Source organism: Scytonema sp. PRP1 (assembly GCF_036697665.2).
In the GTDB taxonomy this organism is placed as follows: domain Bacteria; phylum Cyanobacteriota; class Cyanobacteriia; order Cyanobacteriales; family Nostocaceae; genus Kalymmatonema; species Kalymmatonema gypsitolerans.
Genome location: NZ_JBAHYJ020000077.1, coordinates 32,141 through 44,840 on the forward strand (window position 1 = coordinate 32,141; position 12,700 = coordinate 44,840).

The 12,700-nt window shown below is 42.9% G+C and carries 6 protein-coding genes; 2 read left to right on the top strand and 4 right to left on the bottom strand.

Annotated elements, in window-relative coordinates; all coding sequences use genetic code 11:
- Nucleotides 1-1,203 precede the first annotated feature (1,203 nt).
- Both V5G28_RS17645 and V5G28_RS17650 read right to left on the bottom strand, forming a co-directional pair.
- Nucleotides 1,204-2,319 carry a sensor histidine kinase gene (locus tag V5G28_RS17645; RefSeq protein ID WP_332989229.1) on the bottom strand — a complete coding sequence of 372 codons (1,116 nt, stop codon included), beginning with the start codon at nt 2,317-2,319 and terminating at the stop codon, nt 1,204-1,206.
- Nucleotides 2,319-3,029 carry a response regulator transcription factor gene (locus tag V5G28_RS17650; RefSeq protein WP_332989230.1) on the bottom strand — a complete coding sequence of 237 codons (711 nt, stop codon included), beginning with the start codon at nt 3,027-3,029 and terminating at the stop codon, nt 2,319-2,321. Before V5G28_RS17650 ends, V5G28_RS17645 begins: the two co-directional genes overlap by 1 nt.
- 737 nt (nt 3,030-3,766) lie before the next feature.
- Between V5G28_RS17650 and V5G28_RS17655 the strand changes: the two genes are divergently transcribed.
- On the top strand, nt 3,767-5,581 hold the full coding sequence (locus V5G28_RS17655) for a right-handed parallel beta-helix repeat-containing protein (protein WP_332989233.1): 1,815 nt from the start codon (nt 3,767-3,769) through the stop codon (nt 5,579-5,581).
- 298 nt (nt 5,582-5,879) lie between these two features.
- Here the strand turns inward: V5G28_RS17655 and V5G28_RS17660 are convergent, their stop codons facing one another.
- Both V5G28_RS17660 and ppsA read right to left on the bottom strand, forming a co-directional pair.
- Nucleotides 5,880-6,407 (bottom strand): universal stress protein, encoded by a 528-nt coding sequence (locus tag V5G28_RS17660; RefSeq protein WP_332989234.1) that lies wholly within the window; start codon nt 6,405-6,407, stop codon nt 5,880-5,882.
- A 116-nt stretch (nt 6,408-6,523) separates the two neighbouring features.
- Nucleotides 6,524-9,037 (bottom strand): phosphoenolpyruvate synthase, encoded by a 2,514-nt coding sequence (gene ppsA, locus V5G28_RS17665; RefSeq protein WP_332989235.1) that lies wholly within the window; start codon nt 9,035-9,037, stop codon nt 6,524-6,526.
- A gap of 892 nt (nt 9,038-9,929) precedes the next feature.
- On the opposite strand from ppsA, the gene V5G28_RS17670 reads away from it, so the two are divergent.
- The coding region (locus tag V5G28_RS17670; RefSeq protein WP_332989236.1) for a response regulator at nt 9,930-12,700 on the top strand (2,771 nt) is incomplete at its 3' end.

Genomic DNA, 12,700 nt, shown 5'->3' on the forward strand with positions numbered 1-12,700 from the left:
CTACAAAAGACAGAGGAAGAACGATGGGCCATAACACAGTAGTCATGAGAAGCATGACAAAAGACAAAAATTTGTCTTCCGGAGAAAAATTAGGGTGACGAAGGCTAAATCTTAACCAGTTAATAAAAAAATAGCTTGTCATCAGTAGGTAACTAATAACCAAAGCCAATAGCATCTTGTTCACTGTAGCGACTCCTTAAGTTATCTAAGATTCAGAAATTTATCAGTATGAGCTAGAGGTTTGTAAAACAACTACTATATCTTGAAGCTGGTACAAACGATTCATCTATTAGTTAGCTAAATGTTAATATAACCCGAAAAATTTCCAAATCAGTACATACACCTAATTCATAGATTATTGAAGGAAACAGGAATTTTACTGGCTCATCATAATTATTCTATCTTTGTACACTTAACCAACTAGGAATTTTACTGACTAATCATAACTATCCTACCCTTTGTATACCCTGAAGTTTCAACATTGGAAAAAGAAAATTGATTTATCATAAGTTAAATTGAGCCAAACCCATACTACAGTTAAACTAAACCAATCGTTATAAGTATAAAGGGAATTACATAGGTACAGAACAAAATAAAATATATATTTTTTAGTTTTATTTACCATAATTAGCTGTTCTGTATTTATTTTTATATCAAAATTTCATTATTCAACACTCTTTGATACTAATGATACATTTACCTACCAAAAAAGAAACCCCGCGCTATGTGAATAACGCAGGAAAACTGGTATCTATATTACACAAGGATTTGGACTATGGGTCAGTTGTGCTGAAGCTAAACTTATAGATAAATCGGCAGTTATGCATTTAATTGCTAGGCACTCAACAGGTAGGTGCTTGCTAGTTATGGGTTTTCCATTTTTGAATTTTGAATTGATTTATGGAGTGTTCCTTAATCTTGGGAATGATTCTGTGGGAACAGGTAAGCAATTGCAGCTCCACCAAATAAAGTTAGTAAACTCACCAAAAAGGCAGCAAAGAAAAAAGTAAACATAATTATGTAACCAAATCTCAGTGTTATTTACTAACAGCTTGTGATAAAAATTCTGAAATGAAAATTCAATATCTTTCAGAAAAGCTTAATTTTAGCTACTTTTAAACTACCAAGTGGATATGGCACAGGTGTGACCCCGTTGTGTCAATAGCTTGTATATTTAGTGCAGATGAATTCTCAGAGCTAAACTTAAGCTAAAGGCAGGAAAAAACGGAAAGTGCTGCCCAATCCTAGCTCGCTTTCCACGTGAATCTGACCGCCTTGCAGTTCCACTAAACGGTGCGAGATAGTTAAACCAATGCCTGTTCCTCCGGAATGGCGATCGCGAGATTTGTCAGCTCGCCAGAAGCGCTCAAATATATAAGGTAAATCTTCCTTAGCAATACCCACACCTGTATCAATGACTGCAATCCATAGATGAGAAGCTTCAGTCCAAGTACGGACAGTAATTGAGCCTTTAGTAGTATGACGCACTGCATTACCAAGTAGATTGACCAGCACCTGTTCTGTACGGTCAAGATCTGCCAATACCAAAGGTAGTTTGGATGGACACTCTAAACGCAGAACTGGTCCATCATCTAGCAGTTGGTCGGCAAATTTCTCTACTAAAGACTCTAATAAAGGACGCAGATTTACTGACTGTATATTGATCGGTAAATAACCAGCTTCTGCCTTAGACAGTTCTTGCAAATCATTGACCAACCGCTCTAAACGCTTAGTTTCTTTTGTCAGCCGCAAATAAATTTCTGGAGAAGGTTCAATAGTTCCATCAGCCAGTTCTTCCAAGTAACCACGTACGACTGTTAGTGGTGTCCGCAGCTCATGAGTCAGATCTCCAATCAGTTCCCGGCGTCGCGCTTCCACCCCCTCTATACTTGTTGCCATGCGGTTGAAACTAACACCTAACCGATTCAGTTCTGGAATATCTGATAAAGGCAGTCTTGCATCAAATTGACCAGCAGCAAACTTTTGCGTAATTTGTTCCATCTCTATCAACCGCTGCATGAGCAGTTTGGACACCCAATAACTCAATCCTCCAGCAGCCGTTGCACCTACCAACACTGACCATACAGTGCTTCGTCTCCAGGCAATTTCAAATCCGTCAACTAACTCAGCACGAACATCGAATAAGTTGTACCCTCGTTCTTCCAATCGTTCCAAATGCAGAACAAAAAAGCGGGGGGAAGAGACTTTGCTGATAATCACGAGACTAAGTACCCCCACGATCATCACTACCAAGTGGGAGAAAAATAGGCGTGATGCCAAAGGTAATGACTTTGCCCAAAGCCAGTCGATCTTCCTCATCACACACCAGGAGAGTCTTCAAACTTATAGCCTACCCCAACAACAGTTTTCACAAAAGTCGGATTAGCAGGATCTGGCTCAATTTTTTTTCGCAACCTGGCTATATGAGTATCCACCACGCGCTCATCACCAAAAAAGTTATCGCCCCAAAGTTTGTCGATGAGTTGAGCGCGGTTCCAAACTCGACCAGGATTGCTAATAAAGGTGGTTAACAAGTTGAATTCCAGGGCAGTTAAATCTAGCATTTCTGGTTGCTGAAAATTCATTTGGCGACTTATCGTCCGCTGCTCTATATCCACGATAAAGTGTTTGGTGCGAAATACTTGATTTTGTCCTCCATGGCGGAGACTACGTCGCAATAGCGCCCGCACCCTAGCAATCAACTCTCTGGGGCTAAAGGGTTTGACCATGTAATCGTCTGCACCTGTAGACAAGCCAATAACGCGATCAATTTCTTCACCCTTAGCCGTAAGCATCAATATATATGGATCTTTGGCACCTGGTTTCTGCCGAATTCTTGCACAGACTTCCAAACCATCTAAGCCAGGAATCATTAAATCTAGAATGATTAAATCTGCTGATTGCTCCTGAAACATTTGCAAGGCATTCAAACCGTCGCTGCTACTGCGACAGGAAAAACCTTCTTTTTGCAGAGAAATTTCGATTAACTGGGCAATTTCAGGTTCATCTTCAACGATTAGAATGTCCATACTGATAGGAGGCAAGCAAAATCTACAGAGTCATTCCCTGGCTTGCCATTGTAACTGAAATTTTGTGATTAGAATACGGAGAGTCTACAGAAAGATGCAGGGATTTGACCAACTTGCCTGGTATTGAACAAGCGTTAACGGGACACTTACGAGATGCGGACGAGTCTTTTCGCTCTCCCAGAGCCTATCTGTTCCTGTTGAGACTGGGATCCTATAGCCCTGCAAACCTCTGATGAAATAGAAAAATTGTCCCTTTAAATATGGTCTGCCGTGCGATCGCCTGATCTACCCACCGAAAAATTTTTCAATTGCTCTGATCTTTGCGTAAATCCTGATATAGTATTCAAGGAGGAAAAATTCCTCACTCGTGATATAGTATTCAAGGAGGAAAAATTCCTCAATCGTGATATACTATTTTACAGAGGCAAAAATCCTCGCGAGTTTTGGGGTGTTTAAGCCAGGTTATCTCTATAAATTCACAAGCAACGGCTAGACCCATAACTCATCAAGCATTTACCTAATTCTTGCCGCACAGTCATCTGACTGTAAAAAACTTTAGCACCAGAACATATACTTCTGATGTTAAAGCTTAAAGTTTCATCTGCTCTGGTTCAATAATCACGAAATCTCTAAAAGCTTTTAGGGCTTAACTCAATTGCTCTAAGATTCAGGGTTCTGCCTTTCTTCGGGTCATCTGCGGTTACGACGTTAACGAAGAACTTGATGGAGGCAAAATAATGAGCTTTACAGACTCTCAATCTCAGGCACTTCAAACCAATCCCTTGACTCAAATTCCTGATGTGATTACTCATCAGGGCAACCCTCAAAATTCCACTCTAACTAGCAATGGACAAGGTAGTGTGGATTGGAAAGGTGTACAAGATATCATCGGTAGTTGGACCAACAACAGGTTTAGCGGAAAAGACATCGGGATTGATGGTAACACTCAAAGCGGTACCCTGTTTGGTTTCTCTAGTAATGATCAAAGCTTGATCAACAATGGCAACGACAAGCTTAATGGTGGCAGCAATGCAGACCTTTTGATTGGAGAGCAAGGCAAAGACACCCTCGTTGGTGACTCTGATGTAGACCAGTTCACTCAGGGTTCCAGCAATCTTGGTAGCGGTTCACCAGCCGGAAGAGCTGCACCAACTGCAACAGGCAATAACTCTGGTACTGTGTACTATGTTTCACCAGATGGTAGTGATACCAATCCAGGTACAAGTGATAAACCTTGGAAAAGCATTAACTACGCGGTCGGTGAGAAGTCCGCTATCAAACCTGGTGACACTATTCTAGTTCAACCAGGTACTTACACAGAACTAGTCACCCTTGGTAAATCTGGTAATAGCGAAGGTAATATCACACTCAAAGCCAATGGTAATGTCACAGTGCGCGATCCTGACCCTATTGAAGGAGGTTTCCGGGAAGGGGTTATCCAGTCTGTTGGCAAGGGTCATTGGGTCATTGATGGCTTCCGCATTGAGGACACGTCTTGGGCTGGAATCTCTCTGCGTGATTCCAACGATATAACTGTTCAAAACAACCATACTTACAATACTGGTTCCTCAGGTATCATTGCCATGCCTGACAGCTATTTTGAGGGTGGAGAAGCCGAGGTCACCAGTAAAAATATCAAGGTGCTCAACAACACCGTCGAAAAAGCCAATGCGAGATGGAAAGGTGGCTCCGGCGACAATTCAATCTCTGATCCACTTGGAACGCAAGAGTCGCTAAGCATCTGGGGTGTCGATGGTTTTGAAGTGGCTAATAATACCGTTAAAGATGGCACACGTGAAGGCATCGACATCAAAACTGGTTCTCGCAATGGCTCTGTCCATGGCAACTATATAACTGGTCAAGCCTCGATCTCTGGTACATATCAGGGCTATCAAGGTGGTCCTGCTCTCTACATAGAGGGTAACCGTTCTAATTCGTTTAACATTGATGTCTACAACAATGTTGTCACTGGGAACGTTGCTGATGGAATTGTCGTTGCAGATGAAGTGACTGATAAAGGAGATCTATCTAATGTCCGAGTCTACAACAACCTTGTTTATGGAAATGGACTACAAGGAGTGAACCCTGGTCGAGGAATTGTCGTTACCAGTAACGTTCGTAACGTTGAGATTGTCAACAATACCGTTGCGAATAATGTCCAAGCCCTTGACATCGATGGCACTGGTTATTTCGCTGGTGGTTATAAACCGACTGACGTTCTAGTTCGCAACAATATCTTTGCTGATAGCACCTATCGGAATGCGTTGATCGAAGATGCGGGCAACGTGACTTTGGATCGTAACTTGTTCACGGACAAGTATGAGAAGCTTTATGAAGGTGGGACTGGAATTGACAACCTGAACGCTAACAACAACACCAAGGTTGCGTCAGTTGGATTTGTCAACCCAGGTGGCAATGACTACCGTCTCACATCTGGTTCGGCAGCAATTAATGCTGGTTCCTCAGATATTGGTCAGTATGCACAGCGCGATAAAAACGGTGTACAACGACCTCAAGGTGCTGGCGTTGATATAGGTGCTTATGAGTCTTGAAGTCGTGCTTGAGAATACCGCTTTCGTTGATGATTGAAGCAACGCTCACAGATGAGGCAAGTCTTGTATGAAGGTAGGCTAGGTGCTGACTATTTAGTGTGTTTCTAATGCATACATGGACTTGCACTCATCCATGAAACGTTGTTCATAAAAGGAGCAATTTCGCAAAGCTGATTCACCTTTAGTGGAATTGCCCTCTCCTACTAAAGTTTCTCATGGCAAAGAGCGATCGCTCCTTGCCCTCCTTGCAAATAAGGGGAAGGCTTGCCTTCCCCTATTTCTCAAACTGCAAGTAAAACTAAGCTGATGCTGCGTTGGTAGCTTCAGGAACTTCCGTATGATCTTGAATTGGTCCTTGTACCGTTAAAACTGAGCAAGAAGCATTATGCAATACGTAATTGCTGACACTACCTAGGAAAAACTCACTTAACCCCTTGCGACCACGACGACCCACCATAATCAAGTCAGCTTGCCAACTACGAGCTACTTCACAAATTGCTCGACCTGGATCGCCAAGATTTTCAGAAAATTCAGTGATGATACCTGCTTGCTTTGCTTTCTCGGCAAAAGAGAGCAGCATATCTAGTTTTTCTTGCTTGAGTTGTTCCCATTGCTGCATATATTTATTGACAGCTTCTGTATGCAAAGTTGGGTAAACACCATTCGGTTGCAGCAAAACAGGGTTTAAGTATCCCCCATCAAAAGGAGAGAGAACGTGCAGCAACATGACATTTGCATGAACTGCTTTTGCCAAAGATATAGCTTCATTGAAAACGTGTTCACCAATTTCAGAATTGTCTATTGCAACGAGAATTTTTTGAAACATAATTATTAGTCCTTATTCATTAGTTTTTAGTTATGAGTCAGAAGCTTTCAGTCATGAGTTATAAATTTTGAATGAATAACTGATCACTCTACGGGTGCAATATTGTACCCGTACTCCTAACTCTGTTGTTCCGCAGCAGCGACTTCCAACAACGTCTTTAACACAGAGTCTGGGTTGAGACTAATGGTGTCTATTCCCTGTTCCACTAAAAAGTGGACGAATTCGGGATAGTCGCTGGGGGCTTGACCGCAGATACCAATTTTGCGTCCGTACTGTTTAACAGTAGCGATCGCATTAGCTATCATCCACTGCACAGCCTTGTTGCGTTCATCAAATAAATGTGCGACCAACTCAGAATCTCTATCGAGTCCTAGAGTCAATTGTGTCAGATCATTCGACCCAATGGAAAATCCATCAAAGATTTGGCTAAACTCATCAGCCAATAGCACGTTGCTGGGTAACTCGCACATCACGTAGACTTCCAAGCCGTTTTTGCCACGCACAAGACCATGCTTTGCCATTTCCGCCAGCACTCGCTGACCTTCTTCTGGGGTACGGCAAAAAGGAACCATCAAAACCACGTTGGTTAAGCCCATCGCGTCACGAACTCGCTTCATCGCTAGACATTCCAAAGCAAAACCTTCGCAGTAGCGCTGATCATAGTAGCGAGAAGCCCCCCTAAAGCCAATCATCGGGTTTTCTTCTATTGGTTCAAACTGTCTGCCACCCAACAAATTAGCATATTCATTGCTCTTGAAGTCTGACAGGCGGACGACGACGGGTTTGGGGTAAAAAGCGGCGGCAATTGTACCAATCCCCTGCGCCAGCTTATCGACAAAGAATTGCGCTTTGTCTTCATACTGGACAGTTAACTCTGCAATTTTATACCTAGCAAGCTCATCTTCTAATTCGTCAAAATGAATTAATGCCAATGGGTGAGCCTTGATGTAGTTGGCAATGATGAATTCCATCCGCGCTAACCCAACTCCATCATTTGGGATGGCACTTAAGCCGAAGGCTTCTTCAGGATTGCCCACATTCATCATAATTTTAGTGCGGGGGCGGGGCAATTTCTCGAGTGGTACTTCTTGGACTTCGTAAGGCAATAGACCCTGGTAAACCTTTCCGGTTTCGCCTTCTGCACAAGAAACAGTGATTTCTTGCCCAGTTTTTAACACAGTAGTAGCGTTACCACACCCGACGATTGCTGGAATACCCATTTCTCTGGCGATAATCGCCGCGTGACAGGTCCGTCCACCAGAGTTAGTGACGATCGCACTGGCTTTTTTCATAATAGGTTCCCAGTCTGGATCTGTACGGTTGGTGACCAGCACTTCTCCTGGTTGAAACAGGTGAATATGATGCGCGTCCAAAATGACTCTGGCTTTGCCCTGCCCGATTGCATTACCAACAGCGCGTCCCGTAACTAAGGAAACTAGGGATTGGGGATTAGGGATTGGGGATTGGGCAGACTGTTCCCCAGTCCCGAGTCCCAACTCCCCAGTCCCCAATACCAGGCGATAACTCCGCAACACATTGCGTGCTTTCTGAGATTGCACTGTTTCTGGGCGTGCTTGAACAATAAACAATTCATTCGTGATGCCATCTTTTGCCCATTCAATATCCATTGGTGTATACACACCACGAACTTGGGAATAGTGTTCTTCAATAAGACACGCCCAATGAGCAAGTTGCAAAATTTCCTCATTATTGAGAGCAAATGAGGAGCGATCAGCAGGTGGAACCGGGATGTTCTTTATCTGTTTCAAGCCGCCTACATCATAGACCATCTTGATTTCTTTTGTACCTAGCCGCTTGTCTAGAACTGGGCGATAACCTTGTTTTAGAGTAGGTTTAAATACTAAATATTCATCTGGGTTAACTGCTCCCTGCACCACGTTTTCACCCAAACCATAAGCCGCAGTCAGTAATACCGCATCTCTGAAACCAGTCTCAGTGTCGATGGAGAACATAACACCAGACGCTGCTAAGTCGGAACGTACCATTTTTTGCACGCCTACCGAGAGGGCAATGTTGAAGTGGTCGAAACCTTTGATTTGTCGGTAGGAAATCGCACGGTCTGTAAAAATTGAGGCAAAGCATTTGTGACAGGCTTCCAGTACTGCTTGTAACCCGTGAATATTTAAGTAAGTTTCTTGCTGTCCCGCAAAACTAGCATCGGGTAAATCTTCAGCAGTCGCACTAGAGCGAACGGCTACATCGGGAGCGACTCCGTACTGTGGTTCTAGTGCTTGGTAAGCAGAGGCGATCGCCTCCTGTAATTCCATAGGAAAAGGAGTTTGGAGCAATAAAGATCTAGCAAGCTTACCTCGTTGCTGGAGATTTTGGACATCCTCCACATCTAAAGAAGCAAAAATCTGGCGTAATTTTGGTTCTAACCCTGCTGCTTGCATAAAGTAGCGATATGCATATGCTGTCGTCGCAAATCCATTGGGGACTTTTACGCTTCTGCGGCGCAGTTGCTGAATCATTTCTCCCAAAGAAGCATTCTTTCCACCTACTAAGGGAATGTCTGCAATGCCAACTTTACCTAAAGGCAATACAAAAGCTTTTTCTTTAGAGACTTCGCGATCGCTTTTTTGATCAACTGCTGTTTCTACTTCTACCATTGTTTTGCTTCCTTATGACACATCAACCTGAGAGGATCATGCAGTAAGCAAATGCTTCGCTTGTCCCACATTTAATGTTTATAAGAAGAAAAGTTGAGAATCTTGTGAGGATACTGGTCAACGAAAACTTCTTTAATCTGATATTTCTGCGGAGGTATAACTCATAAATTGTGTACTTGTGTTACGAGAATCAAAAATTTTTCGGTATAGCTCACAAGTTCCTCACAATTGCAAATTACTCTTAAAGCATGAAAAGGTTTAGTTCTCAACTGACTGTCCCTTTGGCGAAAAACACATTTAGTATAAAAATTTTAATACACCATGAATAATTGTCCTTGCTGCTCCCGCCCACTTTTACGCCATATACGTCATCAGGAAGTTTACTGGTTTTGTCGTAGCTGCTGGCAAGCAATGCCAGTATTTAGTCAGGAAAAGTGTACTTCGTTACCAGAGGTTTATGTCAGAGAATTTCCTAGCAAGGTTGAGAAAAGAGAAAAGAGCAATGTCCTTTGTTTGAATGAGCGCGGAGTTAGAACTGGGTGGATAGGAGCGTAAACAAAACTTACCTGATACCAAGCGGTTCACGAGCGAAGTGGTTAGAAATTGCTTGGTATAAAGTAAAGTTGTAAAAACCACGGATTTTTGGTAATTTGCCTAGGTTCTCTCTCTAAAAAAGAAATTTCCAATTGTTCCTTGCATGACACCCTCGAATCAAATCGAGGGTTTTTTATTTTAAGTTTTGTAAATTTGTCTGTGATATTTGTGATTTCAGGTTAACCATCTACGATAGCTCTTCTAAAATGAACATTGATAGGGCTTTTTTATAGTTGTTTATACTTGTATTAACATTCTTAAGGTTGATAACTGTTAAGTTCCATTTTTATATTTTACAATGAAGATATTAGTTGTAGAAGATGATCAGCTTGTTGCCCATGCTCTCGCTGCTGTCCTCACCAACCAAAACTATGCCATCGAAGTTGCCTGCGATGGTCAGGCAGCATGGGATTTAATTGACACCTTTGACTACGATTTAATACTTCTTGATGTCATCCTACCAAAGATAGATGGTATCAGCCTTTGCCGCCAAATCCGATCTAAAGGTTTGGCGATGCCAATCATGCTATTGACTGGGTGCGGTAGTAGTCACGAGAAAGCCACTGGATTAGATGCAGGTGCAGATGATTATCTGGTGAAACCTTTTGATGAAGAGGAATTAGTTGCTCGTATACGAGCGCTATTGCGTCGCGGTAGTGTAGCATCACAACCAGTGCTCACTTGGGGTGATTTGCAGCTTGATCCTATAAGCTGTGAAGCAACTTATGCAGGAAAGCTTCTGTCATTGACGCCAAAGGAATATGGGCTGCTAGAACTTTTTTTAAGAAACAGTCGCCGCGTATTTAGCTGTGGCATGATTTTGGAACATCTCTGGTCTTATGAGGACACTCCTGGTGAAGAAGCCGTTCGCACTCATATTAAAGGGTTACGACAGAAACTAAAATCACAAGGAGCGTCCGCTGATCTGATTGAAACAGTCTATGGTATTGGCTATCGGCTCAACCAACAAGCGCCAGCGAAACAGCCAAGAGATAGAGAAGATAAGGGAGATAAGGGAGAAGCTTCGCCTCCTCATCCCCTCACTTCTTCCTCTGTTGATGAAACTCAACGGCAAATACTTTCAGGAGTCGCTGGAGTTTGGAACAAATTCAAAGGGCGGGTTGATGAACAGGTGACTCTGCTGGAGAATGCTGCAAGTGCTTCAGCCCAGAAAACTTTGACTCAAAAACTCCGCAAGCAAGCGCAAAAAGAAGCTCATACACTAGCTGGCTCATTGGGTACTTTTGGCTTTTCTGTTGGGTCAAAAGTAGCAAGAAAAATTGAGCATCTGCTCAAATCTAGTAAATCATTAACTCTAGATGAAACGAAAGAGTTTTCTCGTTTGGTAAAGCAATTGCGTCAAGAAATTGAGCAAAACGATAACGAAACTTTACCTTTGTCACCAACTGGTGATGAGCATCCCTTGTTGTTGGTGGTTGACCGCAATGCCTATCACCAAGATGCCCCGAATCTATGCACCTTTGCTGAACAAATTGAAAAAGAATCTGCAAACAGGGGGTTAAAAGTTGCAATTGCTACTGATATTGAACAGGCAAGGCATCAACTTTATCATGAACATCCCAGTGTTGTACTGATTGACCCCAGCGCTTTCCCCAATCATGACGACAGCTTTAGCTTATTAGCAGAATTAAACCAACGCAAACCTCCCGTACCAGTGCTTGTTTTTACTGAACAAAGCGATTTTAGGAATCGATTGCAAGTTGCTCGCAGTGGTAGGCACTTCTTTTTACAAAAACCCATGCCTATTTCACAGGTACTAGAGGCAGTGACACAAGTATTACAAGACGCTCCCCATGCAGAGGCTCACGTTTTGGCTGTTGACGATGATCCTAAGATAGGTGCAGTGTTGCAAACTTTACTGAGTCCTTGGGGAATCAAAGTGACAAATCTCCAAGACCCGCAACGCTTCTGGGAAACTTTAGAAGCTTTGAAGCCAGATTTTCTGATTTTAGATGTAGAAATTGATGAAATTAATGGTATAGAAATTTGCCAAGTGGTACGTAATGATCCACGTTGGAGTGAGTTGCCAATTCTATTTTTAACAGTTCACAGCGATGCCAACATAGTGAATCAGGTGTTTGCAGCAGGTGCAGATGACTTTGTCAGCAAGCCGATTATTGGTCCGGAATTAGTGACGCGGATTATTAATCGTCTTGAGAGGATTAAACTGCGACAGCGTATCACCCACCAGGCGAAATCAGAACTCAATGAGTACCAGCGGACACAGGAAGAACTGCGAAACTCTCAAGCTCGGTTTTCTGGTATTGTATCAATTGCAGATGACGCTATTATTTCCATTGATGGCAACCAATGCATTACCATGTTTAATCAAGGAGCCGAGAAAATTTTTGGCTACTCGGCTGCTGAAGTTCTTGGACAACCTTTAGACATACTATTGCCATTGCGATCCACCCAGGCACATCGCCAGCACGTCGCTGATTTTGGTCAATCCGCAAACGTTGCTCGCAGGATGGGAGAACGTCGGGAGATTTATGGTCGTCGCAAAGACGGTACAGAATTTCCCGCAGAGGCTTCTATCTCTAAGTTAAAATTAGGGGAAGAAATTGTATATACAGTTTACTTACACGATATTAGCGATCGCAGGCAAGTGGAACGGATGAAAGACGAGTTCGTTTCTGTCGTCAGCCACGAACTCCGCACGCCGTTAACTTCGATTCATGGTTCTCTGGGAATGCTGGCAAGTGGTTTACTTAAGCCAGACTCAGATCAGGGGAAACGGCTGCTACAAATTGCTGTGGACAGTACTGAACGCTTAGTCAGGTTGATCAACGACATCCTTGACATTGAGCGCATTGAGTCCGGCAAAGTGAAGATGGAAAAACAAACCTGCAACGTCGCTGAAGTGATAGAAGAAGCAGTGAATGTAGTGCAGCCTCTCGCCGACAAAGCCGGAGTTACCCTATCAGTTTCTAGCATATCCCAACAGCTATGGGCAGATATGGATCGTATTGTCCAAACCTTAACTAATCTTTTGAGTAATGCCATCAAATTTTCGCCCGTTGGTTCTACAGTTTGGTTAAGTGCCGA

What these genes read in the sequence shown, in the direction of transcription:
- V5G28_RS17645 (WP_332989229.1), bottom strand. Translation starts at nt 2,319, where the DNA reads ATGAGGAAGATCGACTGGCTTTGGGCAAAGTCATTACCTTTGGCATCA.
- V5G28_RS17650 (WP_332989230.1), bottom strand. Translation starts at nt 3,029, where the DNA reads ATGGACATTCTAATCGTTGAAGATGAACCTGAAATTGCCCAGTTAATC.
- V5G28_RS17655 (WP_332989233.1), top strand. Translation starts at nt 3,767, where the DNA reads ATGAGCTTTACAGACTCTCAATCTCAGGCACTTCAAACCAATCCCTTG.
- V5G28_RS17660 (WP_332989234.1), bottom strand. Translation starts at nt 6,407, where the DNA reads ATGTTTCAAAAAATTCTCGTTGCAATAGACAATTCTGAAATTGGTGAA.
- ppsA (WP_332989235.1), bottom strand. Translation starts at nt 9,037, where the DNA reads ATGGTAGAAGTAGAAACAGCAGTTGATCAAAAAAGCGATCGCGAAGTC.